General features: G+C 48.6%; 18 protein-coding genes. 8 read left to right on the plus strand and 10 right to left on the minus strand.

Annotated features, from left to right (window positions below; genetic code table 11):
* Positions 1–17: 17 nt before the first annotated feature.
* The 8 genes from CFERDRAFT_RS08980 to CFERDRAFT_RS09015 all read right to left on the minus strand — a co-directional run bounded on the left by CFERDRAFT_RS08980 (position 18) and on the right by CFERDRAFT_RS09015 (position 12,933).
* Positions 18–590 (minus strand): STAS domain-containing protein, encoded by a 573-nt coding sequence (locus tag CFERDRAFT_RS08980; RefSeq protein ID WP_006366911.1) that lies wholly within the window; start codon positions 588–590, stop codon positions 18–20.
* Positions 591–723: 133 nt separating this feature from the next.
* Complete coding sequence (miaA, locus tag CFERDRAFT_RS08985; protein WP_040433601.1) at positions 724–1,674, minus strand: tRNA (adenosine(37)-N6)-dimethylallyltransferase MiaA; 951 nt, start codon at positions 1,672–1,674, stop codon at positions 724–726.
* Between the two features lie 102 nt (positions 1,675–1,776).
* Entirely contained in the window at positions 1,777–4,293 is a 2,517-nt protein-coding gene (locus CFERDRAFT_RS11760; protein WP_198002411.1) for a PAS domain-containing hybrid sensor histidine kinase/response regulator, read from the minus strand.
* 23 nt (positions 4,294–4,316) lie between these two features.
* Complete coding sequence (locus CFERDRAFT_RS08995) at positions 4,317–7,310, minus strand: chemotaxis protein CheB (RefSeq protein WP_006366914.1); 2,994 nt, start codon at positions 7,308–7,310, stop codon at positions 4,317–4,319.
* Positions 7,311–7,560: 250 nt separating this feature from the next.
* Complete coding sequence (locus CFERDRAFT_RS09000) at positions 7,561–8,139, minus strand: Maf family protein (RefSeq protein ID WP_006366915.1); 579 nt, start codon at positions 8,137–8,139, stop codon at positions 7,561–7,563.
* Positions 8,140–8,144: 5 nt separating this feature from the next.
* Positions 8,145–9,908, minus strand: coding sequence for a sodium:solute symporter family protein (locus CFERDRAFT_RS09005; RefSeq protein WP_006366916.1), 1,764 nt, complete (start codon positions 9,906–9,908; stop codon positions 8,145–8,147).
* Positions 9,909–10,042: 134 nt separating this feature from the next.
* A complete protein-coding gene (locus CFERDRAFT_RS09010; protein ID WP_006366917.1) occupies positions 10,043–10,954 on the minus strand; it encodes a carbohydrate kinase family protein in 912 nt (303 codons plus the stop codon).
* A gap of 65 nt (positions 10,955–11,019) precedes the next feature.
* Positions 11,020–12,933, minus strand: coding sequence for an alpha-amylase family glycosyl hydrolase (locus CFERDRAFT_RS09015; protein ID WP_006366918.1), 1,914 nt, complete (start codon positions 12,931–12,933; stop codon positions 11,020–11,022).
* 227 nt (positions 12,934–13,160) lie between these two features.
* On the opposite strand from CFERDRAFT_RS09015, the gene mscL reads away from it, so the two are divergent.
* From mscL to CFERDRAFT_RS09035, 4 genes are all read left to right on the plus strand, one after another.
* On the plus strand, positions 13,161–13,619 hold the full coding sequence (mscL, locus tag CFERDRAFT_RS09020; RefSeq protein ID WP_006366919.1) for a large-conductance mechanosensitive channel protein MscL: 459 nt from the start codon (positions 13,161–13,163) through the stop codon (positions 13,617–13,619).
* Positions 13,616–14,350, plus strand: a complete 735-nt coding sequence (gene truA / locus CFERDRAFT_RS09025) for a tRNA pseudouridine(38-40) synthase TruA (RefSeq protein ID WP_006366920.1) — start codon at positions 13,616–13,618, stop codon at positions 14,348–14,350. The genes mscL and truA overlap by 4 nt, the downstream gene beginning before the upstream one ends.
* A gap of 208 nt (positions 14,351–14,558) precedes the next feature.
* Positions 14,559–16,214, plus strand: a complete 1,656-nt coding sequence (locus tag CFERDRAFT_RS09030; RefSeq protein WP_232209791.1) for a lytic transglycosylase domain-containing protein — start codon at positions 14,559–14,561, stop codon at positions 16,212–16,214.
* A gap of 180 nt (positions 16,215–16,394) precedes the next feature.
* A complete protein-coding gene (locus CFERDRAFT_RS09035; protein ID WP_006366922.1) occupies positions 16,395–17,579 on the plus strand; it encodes an ArsA family ATPase in 1,185 nt (394 codons plus the stop codon).
* Positions 17,580–17,676: 97 nt separating this feature from the next.
* On the opposite strand, the gene serA is transcribed toward CFERDRAFT_RS09035, so the two are convergent.
* The gene (serA, locus tag CFERDRAFT_RS09040) at positions 17,677–19,257 is read right to left on the minus strand and encodes a phosphoglycerate dehydrogenase (RefSeq protein ID WP_006366923.1); all 1,581 of its coding nucleotides are present in this window, start codon (positions 19,255–19,257) and stop codon (positions 17,677–17,679) included.
* 280 nt (positions 19,258–19,537) lie between these two features.
* Between serA and CFERDRAFT_RS09045 the strand changes: the two genes are divergently transcribed.
* Both CFERDRAFT_RS09045 and CFERDRAFT_RS09050 read left to right on the plus strand, forming a co-directional pair.
* Complete coding sequence (locus CFERDRAFT_RS09045; protein WP_006366924.1) at positions 19,538–20,596, plus strand: 3-deoxy-7-phosphoheptulonate synthase; 1,059 nt, start codon at positions 19,538–19,540, stop codon at positions 20,594–20,596.
* A gap of 18 nt (positions 20,597–20,614) precedes the next feature.
* A complete protein-coding gene (locus CFERDRAFT_RS09050; RefSeq protein ID WP_006366925.1) occupies positions 20,615–21,748 on the plus strand; it encodes a hypothetical protein in 1,134 nt (377 codons plus the stop codon).
* A gap of 99 nt (positions 21,749–21,847) precedes the next feature.
* On the opposite strand, the gene CFERDRAFT_RS09055 is transcribed toward CFERDRAFT_RS09050, so the two are convergent.
* On the minus strand, positions 21,848–22,522 hold the full coding sequence (locus tag CFERDRAFT_RS09055) for a TorF family putative porin (RefSeq protein ID WP_006366927.1): 675 nt from the start codon (positions 22,520–22,522) through the stop codon (positions 21,848–21,850).
* Positions 22,523–22,781: 259 nt separating this feature from the next.
* Here CFERDRAFT_RS09055 and CFERDRAFT_RS09060 point away from each other — a divergent pair, with 259 nt between their 5' ends.
* Positions 22,782–23,195 (plus strand): ATP-binding protein, encoded by a 414-nt coding sequence (locus CFERDRAFT_RS09060; protein ID WP_006366929.1) that lies wholly within the window; start codon positions 22,782–22,784, stop codon positions 23,193–23,195.
* Positions 23,196–23,252: 57 nt separating this feature from the next.
* A partial coding sequence (pgi, locus tag CFERDRAFT_RS09065) for a glucose-6-phosphate isomerase (protein WP_006366928.1) occupies positions 23,253–24,869 on the plus strand: 1,617 nt, incomplete at its 3' end.

Genomic DNA, 24,869 nt, shown 5'->3' on the forward strand with positions numbered 1-24,869 from the left:
TAATATAGCGGTATTTCTCAGGATTTTTTAGGGCGACCTCTCTTTTTTATTCCTGGTTCCTTAACAGCGGGAGGATCCGAAAGCTCAGCCTGACCCGTAATCTCGTCAGGATCGACAAGCGCAACATCGAGCGTATCATCATGCAGGTCATGTTCAGCAATAAGATCAAGCTCTTCACACAACTCATCGACTGCTTCATAGGCCGGAGTTGCAGCTTTACCCCTTGGACCACGCTTGCCCTTCATGGCAGGTTCAATGAGGGTCATTACCTCATTGATTGATGAAAAGATATAGAGCTGTTTATCGAGATTTGTCAGCTTGAGGAGATCTTTGATCTGCTGACACAGAGAGACGAAAATAGCCAGACCGTGTGATTGATTTGCCAATTGATGGGCAAGCAGCATTGAGCTTATGCCGCAGGAATCAATAGCTTTCACAAGAGAGAAATCAATGATAAGATTTTTGCTGTTCTCATGAATAACAAGGCTGTCAATGATCTCTTTGAATGCACTGCCATGACGAAAATCGAATACATCTTCCTCAATTTTCAGGATAGTTAGCTCTTTGCGGGTTGAAATTGAGTGTTTCATAACGATACTACCGGTTGGCCTTACTTGTACACCGCTGGAAGTGGCGATCTACAAAGTCAAAAAGGCATGCGTTGTCTCTGTGATAAACCCGCCGAACAGGGGTTGGTGATAATAACCGGCATACTTTTTCTGGTTATCGTGTTCCTGACAGCCGGTTGGCAAGAACCTCAAGCTCATCATTACTCTCTGGAGCAGTTATCCAGTTAACGTTAAGCCTATTTTTAAAAAAAGTCAACTGCCGTTTTGCATAATTACGACTGTGCTGCTTTATAAGAGTGATTGCGGCAGGCAATGCAATCTTTCCCTGAAAGTATTGAAAAAGTTCCTGATATCCCACCGATTGCAGTGCAGATGTTTTGCCGCACTCAAGCAATTCATGATACCTATGATAGAGCATTTCAGCCTCATTGCAAAGACCTGCTTCAATCATCTCGTCAGTTCGACGGTTTATTCGCTCATAGAGCCGTTCGCGGGGCATCGAAAGGGCTACGGAAGTATAGCTGATTGAGGGTTGACGCTTGTTTTTCTCCGCCTGTAATGCTGTAACAGGCCTGCCAGTGATTTCAATGATCTCAAGGCTGCGTATGAGCCGCTGACTCTTGGTTGCGTCAAGAGTTCCGGCCTGATCGGGGTCAAGCTGGCGCAACCGTTCAAAAAGAGCCTCTTTGCCCTCTCTTTCCATTTCCTCCAGGAGCCGCGCTCTTATTACAGGGTCAGCAGCAGGGAGGTCTGCAAACCCTTCAAGCAACCCTTCCAGATAGAGCGTCGAGCCACCGGCAACAACCGCAGCTTTGCCTCGCTTGTGAATATCCTGTATACGCTGAACAGCTTCAGTCGCAAAATCACCGGCAGTGAAGGGCTCACCGATACTCTTTTCGTCAACAAAATGGTGTTTTATCTCCCGGAGTACATCCCGGGAAGGCTTTGCGGATCCTATATCGAGTTCACGATAGATCTGGCGTGAATCAGCCGAGATGATCTCCGCACCGATTTTCCTTGCCACAGAAAGGGCCAGGGCGGATTTACCGGAAGCCGTTGGCCCGAGAATGACGATGACCTGTTTCGTTGTTGCTTCGCAAGGCATGTTTATCGGTAATAATGGATCCATGTAGCCATAATGAAGAGGAAAGATAGAAGATTATCCGAAGAAGCGAAACCTCCCCTCGAGGGAGGAAAAGGGCGATTGTTAAAGCGGATTGTCGGCGTTGAGGGTGTCAAAGACGGCGTTGTTGAGCGAGGTAATGGTGAAGGGTTTGCGGATAAAGTGATGTTCTGTATGGATATTGGTTGTGCCGCCAAGAGCATCTGCGGTATAGCCGGACATGAAGAGTATTTTTATATCGGGGCGGACAGCAAGAATGATTTCAGAGAGATCCTGTCCGTTCATTTCCGGCATGATGACGTCCGTCAGAAGCAGATCGATTTTCTCGTTATATTTGTCGGCAAGGGTGATGGCGTCACGGGGTGTTTCAGCGACAAGTACACGGTATCCCTTGCGTTCAAGCATGAGTTTGCAGAGTTTGAGTATACCGGGTTCATCTTCCACTATCAGGATTGTATGATCTCCCTGATGTGTCAATGGATCCGACACCTCCTCTCTCTCCGAGGCGGATTGATCTCTGTTCAGGGGCAGGTAGACCGTTATGGTTGTTCCGATTCCTGATTCGCTCTTGCAGTCGATGCGGCCGTTGTTCTGTTTGACGATTCCGTAAATGGTTGAGAGCCCGAGACCTGTACCTTTTCCCTGCTCCTTTGTGGTAAAGAATGGTTCGAAAATATGAGGGATATCGTTTTTAGCTATCCCGCACCCGTCGTCATTTACGGAAAGGGCCAAATATTCGACAACTTTTTTCGATAGTTCACTGCTGCTTTCAGCTATATCGCACCGGTTAATTTTAATGGTTATCTGGCCATTTCCGGTTATCGAGTCCCGTGCATTGACACAGAGGTTGACAAGAATCTGGTCGATCTGGGATGGATCAATCTTTATCTGTGTTTTATTTGTGGCCGGTACAAAGTGAAGTGTGATATTTTCCCCGATAAGGCGACGGAGCATCGGAAGCATCTTTTCAACGGAGGCGTTAAGCTGAAATACTTCCGGGACGATGGTCTGTTTCCGGGCAAAGGCAAGCAGTTGCTGTGTCAGTTCGGCAGATCGTGCTGCCGCTTCACGTATGGCATCAATGTCCAGATAGTGTGCATCGGCAGGGGAGAACTCGTCAAGAAGCATCTCGGTGTAGCCAAGTATAACGCCAAGCATATTGTTGAAGTCATGGGCGATGCCTCCTGCGAGGGTTCCGAGCATCTCCATTTTCTGTGACTGCACGAGCTGCATTTCAAGCTGGGCATTCTCCTCTTCTATCTGCTTTTGCTCGGTAATATCGATACCTGTTCCTATAACACAAGTGTTGCCGTCGATAATTATTTTTTTACCTGTCAGGAGATACCACCGGAATTCCGGCCCGCCACGGAGCAGCACTCGCGCTTCAACTTTTTCTTCAATCCCATGTTCAATAACATTGATGATTTTTTGCTGAACGACAGGAAGATCTTCCGGATGCAGGACGGAACCGACCGGGGTATGCAGCATCTCGCTCTCCGGTTTTCCGACAATTTCATCGCGCAGGAATGCATTCCAGCCGATATAGCTGCCATTTGTATCAATGATATAATAAGCGCCGGGAATACTTTCAATAACGTTTTTGGTGAAAAGCCGCTCTTCTATTCCGATTTGCCGGGCACGTTTCAGCTCCGTGATATCCACAACGATTCCAACATATCGTGTAATCTCGCCAGTTTGGTCTTTATACGGAATTCCTTTGGACATGAGCCAACGGCCTGGATCAGGGCAGTTCCTGACACGCCACTCAATTGAGAAATCCTCGCCCTGTTGTACCGCATGCCAGACCGCTGTCTCAACGGCTGAACGCTCCCGGGGTTCAATGCACTCTTTCCAGAGTTCATAGGAGGCCTCAAGATCGTTTTGTTCCAGGCCGTACATCGGCCAAAGTTCATCCGACCAGACATTGGTGTTGCTCTTAATATCCCACTCCCAAATGCCGGAATGTGTCTCTTTCAGAATAAGTTGCTGACGTTCATGATTGGCTGATATGACATGCTCTGCTTTTTGTTGACGGGTGACATCCGTAAGCACAAGTCGACAATTCTCTCCATTATCGTTTAATACGGCATCCATGCGCACAGATGAAGGTGTGGCCAAATGCAATTGATCCGCCTGAACAGCCTTCGGCTTCAGCGATACTTCGCAGTATGACGGCTCTCCCTTCAGGGTGAATACCTGCTCAATAAATGCTGTAAAGGGGGTACGGTCATAAGCCGTAATAAAGTTATAGAGGTATTTGTCCGGTAACAGGGATCGGCTGACACCAAGAATCTTTGCAGCGGTAAGGTTTCCTTCGACTATTCTGCTCTCACGTGAAAGTGTCAGATAGCCTACCGGAGCAAAGTCGTAAAGGTCGGCGTATCGATTGAGACTCTTTTCCAGTTCGATTCTCGACTGAAACAGCTCCTCATGCTGCATGTTCAGCTCAAGCTGGTGAACAGTGAGTTCATGAATCAACCTCCGCATCTCTTCGGGGGAGGCGGAGAACTCAACGGCATTATCCTGACTATTTCTCAGCCCTGCTTCAGCTTTGGCGCACAATTCTGATAGGGTATCAGAATCAGGTCTCTTTTGATTCATGAACATTCTGCTGTATGAAGATTTTATTCGGTAACAGGTTTAGTCGGACCGGATATTTCATAAAATGAGATATAGGTCATATCAGCTTTATCACCTCCTTTTCGGATGCGGGGAAAGCAATTGACATTGATCCATGTGAAATTTTTGTCTGAATGTCCCATTATACCGATGACAACTCCTCTGACAGGGTTGCCTGTCCGCAACGCTATTTGTGACGGCCGTTCATCCTGAGGAAGATCGGTACCGTCACTCCGGACAAATTTCAGGGGGAGTTGATCGAGAAGTTTACCCTTGATCTCTTCTTTGGAGAATCCGAAAATACGGTAAGCCTCCCGGTTGATCATTATAACAGTTCCGGAAGCGTCCTGAATAAGAGCGCCAATCTGCATGGTATCAATCAAAAAACGATAACTCTCATCTGTCTCTCTCAGGCTCTCTTCCAGTCTCATGGCGGTGGTGATATCATTAAAGGTAATCACCAGTCCGTCAATGCGATTATCAAGAGTCCGGTAGGGCATGATCTTGACCTTAAACCATCGGTTGTTAGATGCGGCAATATTTTTTTCGCTCATTACAAGCGATTGAAGCACCTCCCGGGCATCGCTCTCCAAAGCCGGATAGTGCAGGTCGGTTGCAATATCGGTTATGGGGCGGCCAATATCAGCGGGAATCAGCTTGATTATTGTGGCTGTACGGTTGGTAAAACGGCGAATATTAAGCTCATCATCGAGAAAGAGTGTTGCAATATCGGTGCTGTTGAGGAGGTTTTTCATGTCATTATTTGTCTGCGAAAAGTCGCTTACCTTCGACTGCAGCTCATGGTTAACTGTCTGCAGCTCTTCGTTGAGCGACTGCATCTCCTCCTTCGAGGTATTCAACTCCTCATTGGTGCTCTGCAACTCCTCATTGGCAGATTGCATCTCCTCATTGGTTGATTTGAGCTCCTCCTGTGATGTCTGCATCTGTTCGCGAATGCTCAGAATCTCATCCTTTGCCACTTGCAGTTCATTTTCAAGCAATGCAATCCGGCCGTCTCCGGAATATTCCGCCAACGTCCTGTCGGAATCAATGCCCGAAACAAATTTTGTGCTGTCGGTAAAAACAATCATGACCAGCCCTCTCAATGGTTCGGGTTGTTCAAGAAGCTTTACACTCAAATCAACACTCTGTTTCCCGCCGTTGGTTCCGACAGTCAAGCCCTTTTTGGTTAACTCTCCTTTTTCATGCTGCACATGACCGAAAAGTATATTCAGGTCATAGCGAATACCCTCCCTGGCCATGGCAAATACATTCAGATTTGCTTTTCCTGCTGCCGGTTCAAGATACTTGCCGGTATGACCGCTGATATAGATAATATCGCCGTTTTCATTGGTGAGAACTGCGGCCGGGGTGTAGTGATCAAGCAGCAGCTGATCGGTGATTGCCTTCAGATTGAGTTCGGATGTTACCGTGGCTGGATGAGCTGAAAAATCCCTTGAAGGAGGCGGGAAGTTGATTAACGATGAGGGGAAATCAATCGGCAGAGTCCGGCTATGTTGATGAATATGGCGAAAAATACGTGCCTTGCCGTCAACGGTTTCAAACAGATTGTTATTGGCCCCAATGGTTTCCGCACTGCCAAGAAAAAGGATACCGCCATTGTTAAGACTGTAATGAAAGAGCGGCAGAAGCTTTTTCTGGAGCTCCTGCTCCATATAGATCAACAGATTGCGGCAGATAACAATATCGAGCTTGGTAAAGGGCGGATCCATAATGACGTTATGGGGGGCAAACACAATGGTTTCACGAATTTCGCGCTTGATTTTGTAGCCGCTGTCATCTTTGTCGAAATAGCGTTTGATGTGTTCCGCTGTAAGGTCAGCCACAATATTTGACGGGTAGACTCCAGCCCTGGCCTTGTCGATAGCATCCTTGTCAAGGTCGGTGGCAAAAATCTGTAATTTGAAATTTCCCGCAGGTTTGATTGCATCAATAACCTCCCGGAAGAGAATCGCAAGGGTGTAAGCCTCTTCACCGGTTGAACAACCGGCAACCCAGGCTCGCAAAAGACCGCCTGATGGCCGGGCAGCAATGAGTGAAGGAATTGCCCGTTTTTTCATGATTTCCCAGGCTGCCGGATCACGGAAAAAGCTGGTTACTCCGATCAGCAGCTCCCTGAAAAGCAACTCGATTTCCTGGGGATTTTCCTGGAGATACTTGACATAAAACGAGATTTTCTGAATCTGATGAATGCTCATTCGCCTCTCAATACGGCGATAGATGGTGTTTTTTTTATAGAGTGAAAAATCATGTCCGGTTTGGGATCGAAGGAGAATGATCACTTTTGCCAAAGCACTCAGCGATGCGTCTTCAAGGGTGTCTGTCTGTTTGAAGTTTAGCTGTTCATGTTTGAGATAGGAGATGATTTTTTCCGGAAGCATTTCAACCGGAGCAATAACATCGGCAAGTCCTGCATCGATTGCGCTTCTGGGCATTCCGTCAAACTTCGCAGATTCAGGATCCTGCACAAAAACAGCGCCGCCTTTCTCCTTGATTGCCCGAAGGCCGAACGTACCATCGGAACCCATGCCTGAAAGGATAACCCCCAAAGAGTGCTGATGAAGGTCATCGGCCATTGAACGGAAAAAAAAGTCAATAGGCAGCCGTAAACCTCTTGGTTTGACCATATCAAGAAGATGCAGTACTCCGTGAAGTATTGTCAAGTTCTTGTTCGGCGGGATGAGATAGATATGGTCGGGCTCAATTTTCAGCCGATCCGTGATTTGCTGAACCGGTATAGGTGTAACTCGCTGAAGCAGCTCCGCCATGATTCCTTTATGGGTAGGGTCCAGATGCTGAACAATCACAAACGCCATCCCTGAAGAGTCCGGAACATTTTTCATAAAGAGTTCAAGCGCTTCAAGACCTCCGGCAGAAGAACCAAGGCCGATAACTGGAAAAGGTGTTGAACTTGGCTCATTGAACACCTTTTTACCGGTCTCAATTTCTTTATGCCTTGATGAGGGCTGTTTTTTCATAATAGAGACCTTGAACGTGAATGATTGTATCCTGAATCCGAAAGATAAAGTCCTTTACGTATTGAGATTCCAGGAGCATAAGTCAGGAGTTGATCAACAATCAATATAATGATGTAATTCTTCTTCTAAAGGGGATGTTTATGACCGTGCAGTCAGCCCTTGATTCCGATGCTCTTCTGCCTGTAAGGTGCTCCCCTGAAATAATCAATGGTGTCCGCCCGGCAAAAATTCGGAAAAAGGAGACGCAGACTTACAAAAACGCCTTGAGCGCCTTGCAGACCCTTGAGAGGGGAAGACCGACCACGTTGTAGTAACACCCCTCAATGCGTTTTATGTGACAGGCCATCAGGGGATCCTGTATTCCATAGGATCCGGCCTTGTCGTAAGGCTGGAGTGCGAGCAGGTAGCGGGTTATCTCCCGCTCGCTCATGGGTTCGAACTCCACGGTAGTTGTAACGCACTCGGTGTGCGATTTGTCGCCCGAGAGCAGAACGAAGCCGGTATAGACCCGGTGTGAACGGTTCTGGAGCGTTTTAAGCATCCCGAATGCCTCATCGAATCCTGCCGGTTTCCCATAGATGCGGTTACCCTTGGCCACTACGGTATCAGCGGCCAGAATCACCGTTCTTTGCCCGGTTTTCTCTATCAGAGAGGAAGCGGCCTCTGCTTTTCTGCGGGCGATCGAGGTGACGTTCTCTTCAATTGCGAGTGAGGGGTCGAGACTCTCATCGGTATCGACCGCGAGCGTCTCAAACGGCAGCTGCATCAGAGAGAGAATATCCTTGCGACGCGGGGACTGCGACGCAAGGATCAGTCGGGGTTGATACATGGTTTTCAGTTGAGATTGTTCCAGCCCCTGCGATTAAGGTCGGCAAATATGAGTGCTCCGGCAACAAGCCCGCCGCCAAGGAAGAGCACTCCCTGAACGACGTCACCGAAAATTACTCTGCCCGTACCGAAGAGAATGGCGTAGATCATGATAATGCCGAGAGCCCAGTCGGCAAAGAGCATGACAAATCCTTTATCTGACTCTACATCGGGAAGGTTAACGGAAACCTTTTTCCAGAGCAGACCGCCGACTCTTGTGGTTCTGTAGAATGTTTCGAGCTGTGCCGGTTCGGTCGGCTTTGTCAAATAGGTGACGACAAGGGTTGCGGCAATGGTGATGGTAACGATAATGAAAATCGAAGAGGGGAAGGTAATTGAGGTAAAGAAATTGATCCAGCCAAAGACGATAAAAGGAACAACCATAGAGGTGATTTCCGACCATGCGTTGAGGCGCCACCAGAACCAGCGGAGAATAAGCACAAAGCCGGTACCAGCTCCGCACTGGATTATGAACTCCCAGGCACCGGTAATGGTTTCAAGCACAAAGAAGGTGATGAAGAGCGCAAAAGCTGCCGTCAGAAAGGTGGTGATTTTCGAAATGTTGACATAGTGCCGTTCATCTCCATCGGTTTTAAGAAACCGCTTGTAGAAGTCGTTGATGAGATAGCTTGTGCCCCAGTTCAAATGGGTCGAGAGTGTAGACATATAGGCAGCAAGAAAGGCGGCTATCAGGAGCCCTTTCAGTCCGGGAGGCAGCACGGCCTTCATCACATAGACAAACCCGTCCTCCTTCTGGTTCAGCGGAAGATCCGGAAACATGACAAGGCTTGCAAGTCCGACAATGATCCATGGCCACGGTCTCAGGCAGTAGTGGGCTACGGTAAACCAGAGCGTGGCAAGCAGCGAATGTTTCTCGTTTTTTGCGCTCATCATGCGCTGGGCAATATAGCCTCCGCCGCCGGGTTCAGCTCCCGGGTACCAGGATGACCACCACTGCACAAATGCCATGGCGGCAAAAGAGGCGAAGGTGAGGGCGGCAGCTCCGGTTACCGACCGATCGGCACCTGCCGGGCTGAATGAGGGGAAAAAGTCAAACATCCATGAAGGCAGAGCTTTGGTCAGGCCTCCGGCCGAGACAACCGCCGGGGAGTTGACGGCAAGAACAGCAAGAATAATGCAGCCTGCCATGGCGATCACAAACTGTACGGCATCGGTAATGGATACACCCCATAGCCCGGAAAGTCCGGAATAGAAAGTGGTCAGGACAACAAGGGCTACAATGGTCACTTCAGGATTAAGCTCGGGGAGCATGATCCTGATGATCTTGAACATGGCCAGATTCACCCAGCCGATGATGACCGCATTGATAAAGAGACCGAAATAGACCGCCTTGAATCCACGAAGAAAGCGTGCAGCTCTGCCGCTGTAGCGAAGCTCGATGAACTCCAGGTCGGTCAGGATCTCCGCCCGGCGCCAGAGCCGGGCAAAAAAGAAGACCGTCAGCATTCCTCCGGAAACAAAGGTCCACCAGACCCAGTTGCCGGCAATGCCGTTTTTTGCGACAAATCCGGCAACAGCAAGAGGGGTGTCAGCCGCAAAGGTGGTCGCAACCATACCGGTACCGGCGATCCACCAGGGGAGCTGGCGTCCGGAAAGAAAAAACTCGTCAACATTCTCCGCAGCCCGTTTTGAGAACCAGAGGCCGATAACAAGGGTCAGAAGAAGGTAGCCGAGTATAAACCCATAATCGAGCAGATTGAGCTGTTCCATAGTTCATATAGTCTTAAACTGTTTTCCGGGGAGGCCTTCCTTGACAGTCAAAGGGCACCTCTTATGATTCAGAGGCGCCCCTTGTTCTTCTGCATGTCCCTGTCGTCACCATGACGAATATTTCCCGTTCACCGTCAGTTGTCGGTCCTTGAAAGTTCAAGGAAGCTCTGATAGCGATCCTCAATTTCAAGCAGATCAAGTGCTGCAATTTTTTCGGTACCGAATTTTTCGACACAGAAGCTTGCCATTGAACTGCCGTAAAGCACAGCCTTGCGCATCTCCAGATCATTGATTGTTTCGCAGCGTGCCAGGTGGCCGATAAAGCCGCCGGCAAAGGTATCTCCGGCACCGGTAGGATCAAAAATGGACTCAAGTGGGAATGCCGGTGCCGCAAATATTCCACTGTCGGTAAAGAGCAGTGCACCGTGTTCACCTTTTTTGATGATCAGGGTTTTGGGGCCCATGTTGCGAATGATTCTTGCTGATCTAACCAGATTCGGGTCTCCGCTCAGGAGCCGGGCTTCACTGTCGTTGAGAATGAAGATATCGACACGCTCAAGCGTTTTTTTAAGTTCTTCAGGTTTCCCCTCTATCCAGAAATTCATGGTATCAAGAATGACAAGCTTCGGCTTGCTTATCTGGTCAAGAACCTTGAGCTGCAACTCCGGATCGATGTTGCCGAGACAGACAAAATCGGCATTCTGATACTGAAGGGGAACCACGGGATCAAAATCCGCAAAGACATTCAACTGGGTGTCGAGCGTATCGCGGGTGTTCATATCGTAATGGTAACGTCCGGCCCAACGGAAGGTCTTTCCGTTATCGACCTTCTGGACTCCTTTGGTGTCGATGTTTTTTGAATGAAGGAGATCAAAATGCTTCTGTTCAAAGTCGGAGCCGACAACACCGACCATCTCTACCTTGTCGGTAAAATAGCTTGCCGACAGGGCAATATAGGTTGATGATCCGCCAAGGGTGTTGTCCGAACGCCCGAAGGGGGTTTCGATGTCATCAAAGGCAAGAGAACCGACAATGAGAATAGACATAGTTTAAAGAGAGTTTGGTTTATGGAAAATGACGCAAGATACTATTTTTGCAACTTTTCTGTAACTCATTGCTTATCGGAAAGTTCGAAAAGCATACACGCTCCCGGTTTACAGAGGATCTCAAGTTTGTGCTCGCATATCGAATGCGTGTCACCTCCGATCAGTTCTGTCAGAGTGCTGTTTTGCATACTGAACTCAAGGGTGCCTCTTCTCTCTTCGTAAAGATTGCTGTTGCCGATAAAGAGCAGCGATTGAGCACCTGAACTTCTCATGACGGCAAAAAGCTCCGGTTCACTGACATAGGGGATGGTCATTGATCCCGGTTCTCCCGAGAGTACAAGATCCAGGAATCGGCTGCGGATGGAGAGAACCTTTGCGATGTAGCTGTTGAGGGGCTTAAGGCCGTTGCCGCCTTCCCAGTCATAGCTGAAGGGACTGAAAAGGGGGAGTTTTTCCGGCGGATAGAGCTCGCGGTCTTCATCGGTGAAATTAAGGCCGAGATTTACCGGATACCATTCGCACAGCTCCATACCTGATTGAAGAAATGGTATGGCCGGCAGAACCGCCGTGAGCGTAAAGATAAACATCGAAAAGTTTCGTCCGGCCTCCTGACGGGGATAACGGAAGCAGACTCGCGGGGTGTTGTGATTCTCTCCGGTGCCGAAAAAGGGGAGTGCCACTCCGGTTTTGTTCAGGTAGTTCAATAGACCACGGATAAAGACAATATCATGGATCACAAAGGGAAGTGAACCGAAGACCGCATCGAAACCCTCTTCCCGTATTGAGGGCGAAGGATCAAAATTCTCATCCCAGAATGCAAAATCCGCTCTTTTTTCACGGGCTTTTCTGACAATGGTTCTCTTCAGGAGAGATGGCAGGGCATGACCCATATCAATCATGGCGCCGTCGATATTGTAGCTCTCCTGGAAGGATGGAATAATATCTGCAATTTCGTCCCACAGACCGGTATTGAAGGTTTCCGGATTGTCGAGTGCGCTGTCGTACATCCTTATGGTATTATAGGCGATGTAGTTGAAGGCGTCGTGGTTGTGCATTTTCAGATAGGTGACGTCGCTCCACGGCGGTTGCTTGTCGTCAGGGGGCCAGTCGGAGAAAGCTGTAGCCACTTTGCATGGCGAACCATCAGCACTGCTTCCTTGAAGTCCGCCATCATTTCGGGTAACGGTAACCGGCTGTGAAACGAACCTGTCACGATACTCAGAGGATGGAGCGGGGAGGTTCTGCATATCATGGCGCTCAATCCGGCCATAAATGTTGCTGAGTGTATCAGGATCAAAACCTGGAGGGCCGTAGTGAGCGGCGCTTTCATCATCACGAATCCAGTAGAACCAATTCGGATGCTCCTGAATCCAGCTGCTGTCAACAGATGTTGTTCTGAAAACGAATTCGAGAACAACCCGTATACCGAGCAGATGAGCTGCCTCTACAAAGGCCTTGAGCAGCACTTCCGCTGAGAGGCCGAGTGCAGGCTCGGCGAGCAGGGAGTCGAGCTTGCGCGGATTTTTAATGGCATACGGCGATCCCAGCGATCCTTTTTTACATGCTGATCCTATTTCGGTTAGCGGGAGAAGATAGACGGTATTGGCTCCAAGCTTTTTGATATAGGGGAGGAGAGCAATGGCTTTCAGGAGTGTTCCTGTCTCCCTGAATCCGCAGTCAAGTGGTTCTGTTCCGATGCAGCCATCGCCGTTGTGATCAAATGCGGCCGCAAGGCGGACAAAAAGGTTATAGACAACAGCTTCAGACCGCCACGCACTCCCGGAGTGATCGTCCCCGGCATGGTTGTGGTTTTTCAGAATCTCGCTGATGATGGTGCCGAAGTATAGGGCGGGATTGACCTGCTGTGCTCCGGTTTCATCTCCGGTCCAGATGGATGGAACTCTGTAGGTGGTTCCGGGTAACAGCTCAGGCAGGCTTTCCAGTGCCTTGACGAGCAGTGAAAGGTAAGTTGTTTGCAACGTATTATATTTTAAGCAGGAAAAAGGAGAAGATAACGGTTTTTGAAGAGGAATGTACTAAAGATAATCATCCCTGCATAACATGAGCGGCGCCTCTTGCTTCAGGGTTTCAGGGTATGGGGATTTAAGACGGTTTGTCCTTTCGGCGGGTTGTAAAGAATGTTATTTTAACCTGAAAAGCAGACCAAAATCGCGACTTCAATCAAACTTTTACCGGATTGCAGATTATGCTGAAAGAGTTTAAAGAGTTTGCTGTAAAGGGAAATGTTGTTGATATGGCGGTCGGCATCATTGTCGGCGGTGCCTTCGGCTCAATTGTTACAACCCTCGTCTCCGAGGTTCTGATGCCTCCTCTCGGCCTGCTGCTTGGCGGCGTGGATTTTTCAAACCTCTACATCGTTCTGAAAGAGGGTGCCAAGGCGGGCCCCTATTCAGCCCTGCTTGATGCAAAAGCGGCCGGAGCCGTCACCATCAATTACGGCGTGTTCCTGAACTCGGTGATAAGCTTTCTGATTATGGCATTTGCCGTCTTTCTGCTTGTCAAGGCCATCAACACCCTTCGGCGGATGGAGAAAACGCCGGCGGCGGCTCCACCTTCTGCGCCCACAACAAAAGAGTGCCCATACTGCCTGAGCAGCGTCCCCCTTAAGGCCACCCGTTGCCCCGGCTGCACATCCCAGATATGAAGAACATACGGATCACCGTTGAGTATGACGGCACGCCCTACTCCGGGTGGCAGCGACAGAACCGCAAGGGGTGTGTAACTGTTCAGGGTGAGATAGAGTCGGCACTCGGGATGATTCTGCAGGAGAAGATCTCCCTTGCCGCTGCGGGAAGAACAGACAAGGGCGTACATGCCAAAGCACAGATTGCCAACTTTTCGACCGCATCACCGATGGATCTCTCAAGAATGGTCCACTCGCTCAATGCACTGTTGCCCGATACCATCCGGATCACTGATCCCCTTGAGATGCCGAAGGAGTTTCATTCCCGGCACAGCGCCCGGGAGCGCCACTATCGATATTTTCTTATAGCCGAGCCATCGGCGATATACGGCAGATTTTCCGGTTGTTCGTTCGGCACACCTGATCTTGCCGTGATGCAGCAGGTTGCAGGCTCGGTTCGGGGTGTTCACGATTTTTCTGCATTTTCAAGGGAGGACCGGGATAGTCCCGGTCGGCTCTGTACGGTTACGGCCTGCCAGTGGTATCGATATCAGCACTTCCTCGTCCTGAGTATTTCAGCCAACCGGTTTCTGCGCAGTATGGTTCGATATCTTGTTGACGGCATGCTCCGCGCAGGAAAAGGAACACTCAGCGCGGAGGAGTTCAAAAGGATGCTTGAAACAGGGGTTATGACTACACAGCTTAATCCTGTTGCTCCCTCGGGGCTCTTTCTCTGGAGAGTAACCTACTGAAGGATTCGCGCTGTAGTTGTGCCGAAAGAGGGTTTCTGCGCGGCACATCTTTCGCCCCTCCGGGGCTTGAACATCAAACCGCTTATGACAATTAACGGTGCTCCCTTGTATTAGTCCTGAACTGTTTTTATGTTATCTTTTCAAGAAAGATTTTTGCCTAACAAGTATTGATCTTTTCGTATTCCCCCCTCTAAAGAACGTACCGCTTGTGAAAATCAGCTTTTATTACAAGATCTTCAAGGTGTTACTGACTGTACTGGTTTTGCAGTTGCCGGTTCTCCCGGTTTTTGCTGTTGATCCTCTTTCGAGTGACCGGGCCGTGTTCAGAAAGTCATCTGTTTCGGATATTCTTGACAGTCTTGTTACGGCAACCTACTTCAAGGATGAGTACTTTACCCGCTCAACCAGGGAGTCGGAAAAATTCGCTTTTCCCGCCAATTTTATACCCCAGTACAGCGACTCTGTCTATGCAGCCAGAATCTCGGCTCTTGACCGTAAAACTCCTTTTAATCTTGTCTATAATGAACATGTACGCGGTTTTATAAGAATCTATGCCGTTGACCGCCGTAACATGACCGCTAAAATTCTTGGTTTGACCAAGATCTACTTCCCGCTCTTTGAAGAAAAACTTGATGCCTACAATGTTCCGCTTGAGATGAAGTATCTCGCCATTGTCGAGTCAGCTCTCAATCCGACGGCGGTCTCTTCAGCCGGAGCGAAAGGGTTGTGGCAGTTCATGTACGGTACAGGAAGAATGTACGGCCTGCAGTCATCTTCTTTTATCGAAGACCGGTATGACCCTGAAAAAGCTACGGTTGCAGCCAGCCGCCACCTGCGGGATCTGTATAACATCTATGGAGACTGGTTCCTTGCTCTTGCCGCCTATAACTCTGGTCCGGGTAATGTCAACAAGGCGATCAGACGGGCCGGGGGTGTAAAGAACTACTGGGCCATCTGGGATTATCTTCCGGCAGAAACAAGAGGATATGTTCCGGCATTTATTGCGGTAAACTACATCATGAGTTATTACAACGAGCACAATATCCGCCCTGTCGAACCCGGCTTTCTCTATAAGGATATTGATACCCTCAGAACTTCACGCATGCTCTCCTTTGATCAGATCAATGAGACCATAGGGGTTCCGATGCGCGATCTCCAGTTTCTTAATCCCCAGTACAAGCTTGGTATCATCCCCTCAGACGCTACCGGCAATGTGCTCCGTCTTCCGAGAAAATATATTTCCCAGTTTCAGCGCAGGGAGCAGGAGATCTATGCCTACAAGTCGCCGAAAACAATTGAGCGCGAGCAACTGCTTGCCCGGGTTGAAAGTCTCAATTCTGCCTTCAATTCCCCCAACAGCGCAACAGGTAAGGCAGAGAAAATTCATGTTGTTCAGCAGGGCGAAAGCCTCGGTTCCATCGCACGACTCTACCGGACCTATATCAGTCAGCTTATCGTCTGGAACAGTCTGAAAGATGCGGATGTCACTCCCGGCCAGAAGCTTGTTGTTTTCGGCGGTAATGACAGTAACGCTGCATCCGGAAGTGATAATACCGGGAATTCTTCAAAACGGTCATCTTCCGGAAAAAAAATAGTTCTGCGTCACAAGGTAAAAAAAGGGGAGACGCTCTCTTCTATTTCCAGAAAGTACGGGATAACTGTTGACAGAATCAGTGAATTGAACCGGTTGAAAGGGCGCCGTATTACTCCCGGACAACAGATCAAGGTGGAAAGGGAGGTGGATGCCGTGGTTTCTAACCCGGTCCGCCACGGTTCCCGGCGAACCAGAATTGAGAAAGTCCAAAAAAACAAAAAATCGAAAGCAGTCAAAAAAGCCCCTTCAAAACGCAGGAAAAAGCGTTAACGCCAGCGGGTCGGGTTCTGTTATTTATTTTATCGCACCGATAATTATGGGCTTTTAACCTGTGCGATTACATAAGAATTTTTTATCTTAAGCCTTTTCAGATTGCTCGACTGACAGAGAATAATGGTTGGCAGAAACTGCTTTATTCAATAATTCTTTAAATGAGAATCATTAAAACGTATGCGTAATATCATTTTTACCGGAAAGGGTGGTGTTGGTAAAACCTCCATTGCTGCGGCAACGGCTCTCAAGGCGGCAGACATGGGGTACAAAACCCTGATCATGTCTACCGATCCGGCTCACAGTCTTGGTGACTCGCTTGATGTACAGCTTGGACCTTCACCTGTTAAAATTGCCGAAAATCTTTGGGGTCAGGAGGTCAGCGTTTTTGGTGATCTCAATCTGAACTGGGATGTGGTCAGAGAGCACTTTGCTCATTTGATGGAAGCCCGTGGAATTGAAGGGGTGTACGCAGAAGAGATGGGCGTGCTGCCAGGTATGGAAGAGCTTTTTTCGCTCTCCTATATCAAGCGTTATAATGAACAGAATGAGTATGATCTTCTTGTTGTTGACTGCGCTCCTACAGGCGAGACGCTCCGTCTTCTCTCCCTGCCCGAGACATTCGGCTGGTTTATCAAGATGATTCGCAATGTTGAAAAATTCATGGTCAAACCGGTACTTCGTCCTCTTTCCAAGAAGATCAAGAAAATCGATGACTTTGTCGCTCCCGAAGAGGTCTATGACAAGGTTGACAATCTCTTCTCGTCAACGGAAGGTATTATTGACCTGCTTGCTGATGGCTCAAAAACAACCATGCGTCTTGTCATGAACCCCGAGAAGATGGTTATCAAGGAGTCTATGCGTGCCTTGACCTATCTTAACCTTTACGGTATTACGGTTGATCGCATCACCATCAACCGGGTCATGCCTGATCAGAGCCCTGATCCATACTTCCAGAAATGGCGCGGCATTCAGCAGAAATATATTGAGCAGATCACCGAAGCATTTGCTCCTATTCCGATTGCTGAAGTCCCCTTGTTTGATGATGAAGTTGTCGGTCTGGCAATGCTCCGCAGGGTAGGCGAAAAGGTCTATGCCGACCAGAATCCGCTTGATGTCTTTTTCACCGAAAACCCGATTGATATTAAAAAGGTTTCGGACGGACACTATAAGGTTCGTGTCAGACTGCCGTTTATGGAGAACATGGGTCTTGAACCGAAAATCCTCAAACTCGGCGATGATTTGACCATCCGCATCGGCGATTACCAGAAGATTGTTGCACTGCCGATCTTCCTTGCGGGTATGGAGTCAACAGGGGCATCCTACGAAGACAAGTGGCTCAGCATTGATTTCACAAAGGGTTGAATTAGAATATCAGCCAAGATCTGATACAGACCTGTACACAAAACAAAAAACCTGCCGCCGGGCAGGTTTTTTGTTTACCGTTACTTCGCTTAACTCTTCAGAGTAACACAAGATTAGCGCTGGACACTCCGTTTACACTGCTTACGGCCTGGAGCAGCGCATCAGATACCTCACCATCAACCACAATTGCCGTCATGGCAACCTTTTTCTCCTCGTCCCTTGATAGGGCTACATAGGCGACATTCAGGTTATGCTGAAGCAGCAGCTGGGTGACATGGGCAATAACACCCGGCTTGTCGATATTATTGTAGATAATAATGTGGCCTTCCGGTTTGAACTCGACCAGAAACTGATCAATCATGACAATCCGGATCTCTTTGTCGCCAAAAACGGTGCCGCCAATCATGCGTTTTTCACTTCCGTTTTCAAGCTCTATGCGTATCAGGTTGGTATAATCGGGGTTTTCCTTTTCAAACTTCTGCTCCAGACCTATACCGCACTCTTTTGCCATCGTGAATGCATTGATATAGTTGGTGTCTTTTGACTGACGGACATCAAGAAAGCCTTTCAATGCTGCCGCCGTAATAACCTCATTGAATTTATGCAGAAACTCGCCGGAAGTAAATACGGTCATTTTATTGGCTTGTGATGGAGCAAGCTGGGCAAGTGTGGCGCCAAGTTTTTCAGCGAGAGCCAGGTATGCGCTGACACCGGGAGCCTGGGCAAGTTCTACCGCGGAAGCATTGACTGCTCCTTCAAGTTTTCCTCTTCGTTTCCATTCAACGATCTGTTCGGCTATCTGGACAGCAACTTTTTCCTGCGCTTCATTGGTGGATGCCGCAATGTGGGGAGTGACAATAACGCGCTCAAGCTTCAGAAGGGGATTATCAGCTTTTACCGGTTCGGTTTCAAAGACATCAAGCGCTGCGGCTCGCACCTTTCCGGACTCTATGGCTTCAGCCAGATCAGCTTCATTGATTATTCCGCCTCTGGCACAGTTGACAATAATCACGCCCTGTTTCATGAGCTCAAAAGTCCCTTCAGAAATGAGATTGCGGGTGGACTCGTTGAGTGATGAGTGAATAGTGATAAAATCAGCCCGAATAAAGTTTTCGTGCAGGGGAAGGAGCTCTATGTTAAGATGTGCGGCAAATTCATCGGGGATCATCGGATCATAGGCAATCGTTTTCATTCCGAACGCCTGCATACGGCTTGCAACTTCGCGGCCAATCTTGCCGAGACCGATAATAGAGAGTGTTTTTCCCTCAAGTTCCACCCCTGTGAATTTGGTTTTGTTCCAGTTGCCCTGTTTCAGGTCTGCTGTAGCCTGGGGAATAAGGCGTGCTGCCGAGAGCATCATGGCACAGGTATGTTCAGCAGCGGATATAGTATTACCACCAGGAGTGTTCATAACAATGATGCCGTTCCGGGTGGCTGCCTCAATATCAATATTGTCAACACCGGCTCCGGCTCTGCCGATAAGTTGCAGTTTTTTTCCCGCCTCAATAATTTCGCTCGTTACCTTTGTTGCACTTCTGACGATCAGCTTGTCAAAGTCGCCGATGATCTCCTTGAGCTCCTCTTTGCTGATTTTTGGCTTTTCGGTAACGTCAAAACCGTTCTGTTTGAGGATTTGAGCGCATTGAGAATCAATACCGTCAGTGATCAGTACTTTCATGTTCTTGAATGATTAGGATTGCCCGTTATGTTATGAGTGCAGGCGTTGTATTCAGATTTTATTCCCGCAGCTCTTTACGAGTATAATATATTTTTTTAGGACGATAAGAATCAGGAAATATTGTCTCTCTTTTCAGGATATCACTGGTGCCCTCAATAACCTTCTTCAACTTGCAGTGCTCTTGTCCGGAATTTATAGGATTCGATACTGATTATATATAAAGGTTTTTTTTATCTTGCATCCAGTGAATTTTAATGACGATACTATTGTTGGAAAGCTGATGGAACAGTTACATGATTTAAGGGTTTCACGAATTATTCGCCTCTCTTCACCGAGGGAGTTCAAGGAGAAGTTACCTGTTGATGAACAGGCCGCCGCAACTATTGTTAACGGTCGCCGTGAAGTTGAAAATATATTGACTGGCAAGGACAGACGGATGCTCGTTATAGTCGGGCCCTGTTCCATACATGATATGGACTCGGCTCTTGAGTATGCCCGTAAACTTGCTGCGTTGAGGATCGAACTCAAGGATGATCTCTGTATCCTGATGCGCGTTTACTTTGAAAAGCCGCGCACCACAGTCGGCTGGAAAGGGTTTATCAACGATCCTCATCTTGATGATACCTACGACATCGAACACGGTCTTTTTTACGCCCGCAAGCTCCTGCTTGAAATCAATCAGATGGGTCTTCCTGCAGCGACGGAGTTTCTTGATCCCATATCGCCGCAGTATGTTGCCGATGTGGTAAGCTGGGCAGCCATCGGAGCAAGAACTATCGAGTCGCAGACCCACCGGCAGATGGCCAGTGGTCTCTCGATGCCTGTCGGCTTCAAGAACTCTACTGATGGCCGTATCAATGTGGCTGTTGATGCGATCCGTTCAGCAATGCACCCGCACAGTTTTCTTGGCATTGACCCTGACGGATACAGCAGTGTTATAACGACAAAAGGAAATCCTTTCGGTCATCTTGTGCTTCGGGGAGGCGACAAACCCAATTATGACGCAAAAAGCATTGCTCTTGCCGAGTCCTGGATTACAAAGGCCGGCCTTGAACAGTCACTGCTGGTGGACTGCAGCCATGCCAATTCAGGAAAAAAACATGAACAGCAGCTTAAGGTCTGGGAGGATGTTCTCAAGCAGAAAACCGAAGGGAACAGAAGTATTATCGGTGTTATGATCGAGAGCAACATCTGTGCGGGTAACCAGCCGTTTCCTGAAGAGCCGGGAAAACTCCGCTACGGAGTCTCCATTACCGATGAGTGTATTTCATGGGAAGAGACCGAACGGATGCTCCGGGAGGGTGCTGCGGTTATGCGCACGCTTGCCGGGAAGCATTAATTCATAACGAGAGGGTTTATGGCTATTGAGATTCGACAGGTCGGCAACAAAAGAGAGCGCAAGGAGTTCATCAAATTTGCCTGGCAGATCTATCGGAATGATCCTGAACTCAATAAATACTGGGTTCCCCCGGTCATAGACGATTACATGAAAACGCTCGATACCGGGAAGTTTCCCCTCTATGAACATGCCGATCTTGCCATGTTTACGGCATGGAGAGATGGCGTTATGGCCGGTACGATTGCGGCAATAGAGAACCGCCGGCATAACGAGTTTCACGGCGACAAGGTCGGGTTCTGGGGTTTTTTTGAATCGGTCAATGACCAGAAGGTTGCCGATGCCCTTTTTGATGCTGCTGCGGCTTGGCTGAAGAAGAAGGGTCTCAATGCGATGCGCGGACCTGTCAGTCCCTCCATGAACGACCAGTGCGGCATGCTGACAAAAGGTTACGACAGTCCGCCGGTTTTTCTTATGCTCTACAATCCACCCTACTACAATGAGCTGACCAGAAACTATGGTCACCGTGTCGGCCAGGAGCTTCTTGCCTGGTATATCGACCAGAAAATAATCGATATTGAGCGTCTTCGCCGCATTTCGGAGCATGTCATGAAAAAGGAGGGGCTCTCGATACGGATTCTGAATATGAAGGATTTTGATGGCGAGATTGAACGAATCAGAGAGATCTACAACCGAGCGTGGGAGAGTAACTGGGGCTTTGTGCCAATGACCACAAAAGAGTTCGATTGCCTCGCAAAAAGTCTGAAACCGCTTGCGAATCCTCACTATATCTACTTTGTCGAAGATCGAAACAAACGAACGGTAGGCTTTTCCCTCTCTCTTCCGGATGTCAACCAGGCGCTCAGGCATGTCAACGGAAATCCATTCTCTCCGATCGGCCTCCTTAAATATCTCTGGTACAGCCGTAAAATCACCATGGTCCGTACCATAACCATGGGTGTGCTGCCAGAATATCGCAAAAAGGGTGTAGACAGCATTCTTAATACACACATTGCCGATTACGGAGGCAAACATGGCGTCTTTGCCAGTGAAATGAGCTGGGTTCTCAAGTGCAATGAGGCCATGAGCAAACTGGCCAAGGTGATCGGAGGCAAACCCTACAAGGAGTATATCATTTACGAAGCCGATATTTGATCATCGTTTTTCATTTTATACAAACGAAAAGAGACCGCTTTTGACGGTCTCTTTTCGTTTGTATTGCCTGAGAGCACAAAACTCAGACAGTAATCATCTTCAGAACGATGCCATAAAGACAAGGTTTGAAGCTTCCGTGTCAGGATTGTAGATGTAAGATGCGGTGTAGCGGTCTTTGGAAACCGATACGCCGGTGTTTACCACAGCGATTTTATCGCCCTCCTTGTCACCATACACGTCCTCATCACCAAGACCTACAACACCTTTGGCTGTATAGCCATCCTTGTCATAGAACTTGTAGCCGGCTTCACAGTATTTGGCGTTTTTGTTGGCTCCGGTATTGTTGCCAGCTACGTTGATTGCTGCAAGAAGGGAGACATTCTCTTTTGCATAGGCAACACTGAGCTCAACAATGTTCGGACCGTCATTGGTGAAGTCAAATGATCTGCTGGTGGCCGTTGATGTATAGTAATCGGTTACCGTAAAGCTGAGCGGTCCAACCGGAATGGTAGCAAAAAGGTCAACTTCCTTGTATCGGGTTCCTGCATCCTGTGAAATGGCATATGATCCCCATCCACCAACAACAATACCGATTCCAGGGAAGGTATAGGAGAGTGCCGGCTGGATTGCCGGTGAGTTACCAAGCTCTCCGCCTCTCCATACATAGCTGCTCACGACATCAGCGCCTACTTTAAACCCTTCAGCCTGGGCTGTTCCGACCGAGCCTGCAAAAATTGCAACAGCGAGCGTTAATAATTTTGCTGTTTTTTTCATTGATGAACTCCTTGTTATGTTTTTGTGTGTTGTTTGCGGAATCAATTCTTATTTTCGACTCTTGAAATAAAAGGCACCTGCTCTTGTTCATCCGCATTGAATAAATATAATATTTTAACTAAATATTACAAATTAGTAATAAATTATTAGTCATTTCACTGCGCATAACTAAGAATATTACGTTTATGGCTCTTTGCTCCCGTTTTTATGGCGTTCTTGACGGACCTGCCGCCGTGCCAGACGCTCTCCTGAATTAATCATGCCTGTTTGCCGACATGAGATAGTGCTCACCGGGGGAGAGAGTCAATACAGCGCTCTCCATGATTTCATAGCATCTTTTACCGCATCGAAAGGGTACAGTGCTCAATTTTCGGACGACCTGCAGCTCGCTCTGAAAGAGGCGTTTATCAATGCTGTCAAACATGGAAACAGGGAGAGTGATGAACTTTCCGTATCATGTTCACTCTGCGCCGAAGGGAATATGCTTCTTGCAACCATAACGGATTGCGGAGAGGGTTTCAATCCTGAAGAACTTCCGGACCCTCTCGATCCCCATAATCGCTTTCAACTCTCCGGTCGGGGGGTATATATTATCAAAAGCATTGCAGAAAGCATCAATGTCGAGCGAAGCCGGGATGGATCAACCCTGGTGTTGCGTTATATTCCCTATTGATTCTGTAACTGGCCCTTCTTTTCAAGCCTTTATTCTATAACAAATAAACTACCTGTCATGGACCTGTCACGAAGCGCTGCATGGAGTGCCCTTGTCTCGCACAAGCATGAAACCGAAACATTGCACATGAGGGAGTTGTTCCGGAACGACTCTCAGCGGTTTGAACGATTTTCTCTCAGATGTGGGGAACTGCTTCTTGACTATTCAAAGAACAGGATAACTCCGCGCACCATGGAGCTGCTGGTGGAACTTGCTCGCAATGCAGGAGTAGAAGCAAAACGGAGTGCGATGTTTGAAGGCCAGGCTATTAACTCAACCGAAAATCGTGCGGTGCTCCATACCGCTCTTCGCAGGCCTTCAGGATATGCGCTTGAAGTAGAGGGTCTCAATCTATCGGAGGAGATCGCCGATGTTCTTTTGCAGATGAAAGGGTTCTGTGAGCGGATTATATCGGGCACCTGGAAGGGTTACACCGGTAAAGTGCTGACCGATGTGGTCAATATCGGTATCGGTGGCTCCGATCTCGGCCCCTGTATGGTCACAGAGGCACTTCGCCCCTTTGCGCATGGAGGGCTTCAGGTGCATTTCGTTTCCAATATTGACGGCACCCATATCACCGAAACCCTGAAAAAACTCGATCCGGAAACGACACTCTTTATTATTGCCTCCAAAACCTTTACAACACAGGAGACGCTCACCAATGCCATGAGTGCCCGCGAGTGGTTTTTAAGGCATGCCGCCAGTGAATCGCATATTGCAAGGCATTTTGCCGCTGTATCGACCAACAGGGCAAAGGTTGTCGAGTTTGGAATTGATGAGGCCAACATGTTCCGGTTCTGGGACTGGGTAGGGGGGCGTTACTCACTCTGGTCTTCCATCGGGCTTTCCATCGCGCTCTATCTCGGTTTTGAGCGCTTTGAGGAGCTCCTTCAGGGAGCCTGGGCGATGGATGAGCATTTTCTGAACGAACCGCTTGAGCATAATATCCCTGTTCTGCTTGCGCTGCTCGGCGTCTGGTACAATAACTTTTTCAGTGTCTCCTCACACGCAGTCATTCCCTATGACCAGTACCTGCACCGCTTTCCGGCCTATCTCCAGCAGCTCGATATGGAGAGTAACGGCAAGAGAGTCAACCGGGATGGTAACACCGTGGATTATGCGACCGGTCCGGTAATCTGGGGCGAGCCCGGAACCAACTCCCAGCACGCATTTTTCCAGCTTCTGCACCAGGGAACCGGATTTATTCCTGCGGATTTTATTGTGCCGCTTCAAAGTCAGAATCCGGCAGGGGAGCATCATGATATTCTGCTCTCAAACTGCTTTGCCCAGACCGAAGCGCTTATGAAAGGAAAGACCGCCGAGGAGGTCCGTCTTGAGCTTGAAGCTGCGGGAATGGAGCCTTCCGCTCTTGAAGCGCTGCTTCCGCACAAGGTTTTTCCGGGTAACAGGCCGACCAACACCATTCTTCTCGATGAACTCACGCCATTCAATCTTGGCAAGCTCATCGCCATGTATGAGCACAAGGTGTTTGTTCAGGGGGTTATCTGGGATATCAACTCCTTTGATCAGTGGGGTGTTGAACTCGGCAAACAGCTTGCCAAAGCGATCTATCCGGAAATTCAGGGAACGCAAACGGTTACCGCTCATGACTGCTCAACCAATGCATTGATCAAT

Source organism: Chlorobium ferrooxidans DSM 13031, assembly GCF_000168715.1.
Taxonomy (GTDB): Bacteria; Bacteroidota; Chlorobiia; order Chlorobiales; family Chlorobiaceae; genus Chlorobium; species Chlorobium ferrooxidans.

Coding starts and splice junctions, on each gene's coding strand:
- CFERDRAFT_RS08980 (WP_006366911.1), bottom strand. CDS start 590: ATGAAACACTCAATTTCAACCCGCAAAGAGCTAACTATCCTGAAAATT.
- miaA (WP_040433601.1), bottom strand. CDS start 1,674: ATGCCTTGCGAAGCAACAACGAAACAGGTCATCGTCATTCTCGGGCCA.
- CFERDRAFT_RS11760 (WP_198002411.1), bottom strand. CDS start 4,293: ATGAATCAAAAGAGACCTGATTCTGATACCCTATCAGAATTGTGCGCC.
- CFERDRAFT_RS08995 (WP_006366914.1), bottom strand. CDS start 7,310: ATGAAAAAACAGCCCTCATCAAGGCATAAAGAAATTGAGACCGGTAAA.
- CFERDRAFT_RS09000 (WP_006366915.1), bottom strand. CDS start 8,139: ATGTATCAACCCCGACTGATCCTTGCGTCGCAGTCCCCGCGTCGCAAG.
- CFERDRAFT_RS09005 (WP_006366916.1), bottom strand. CDS start 9,908: ATGGAACAGCTCAATCTGCTCGATTATGGGTTTATACTCGGCTACCTT.
- CFERDRAFT_RS09010 (WP_006366917.1), bottom strand. CDS start 10,954: ATGTCTATTCTCATTGTCGGTTCTCTTGCCTTTGATGACATCGAAACC.
- mscL (WP_006366919.1), top strand. CDS start 13,161: ATGCTGAAAGAGTTTAAAGAGTTTGCTGTAAAGGGAAATGTTGTTGAT.
- truA (WP_006366920.1), top strand. CDS start 13,616: ATGAAGAACATACGGATCACCGTTGAGTATGACGGCACGCCCTACTCC.
- CFERDRAFT_RS09035 (WP_006366922.1), top strand. CDS start 16,395: ATGCGTAATATCATTTTTACCGGAAAGGGTGGTGTTGGTAAAACCTCC.
- serA (WP_006366923.1), bottom strand. CDS start 19,257: ATGAAAGTACTGATCACTGACGGTATTGATTCTCAATGCGCTCAAATC.
- CFERDRAFT_RS09045 (WP_006366924.1), top strand. CDS start 19,538: ATGGAACAGTTACATGATTTAAGGGTTTCACGAATTATTCGCCTCTCT.
- CFERDRAFT_RS09050 (WP_006366925.1), top strand. CDS start 20,615: ATGGCTATTGAGATTCGACAGGTCGGCAACAAAAGAGAGCGCAAGGAG.
- CFERDRAFT_RS09055 (WP_006366927.1), bottom strand. CDS start 22,522: ATGAAAAAAACAGCAAAATTATTAACGCTCGCTGTTGCAATTTTTGCA.
- CFERDRAFT_RS09060 (WP_006366929.1), top strand. CDS start 22,782: ATGCCTGTTTGCCGACATGAGATAGTGCTCACCGGGGGAGAGAGTCAA.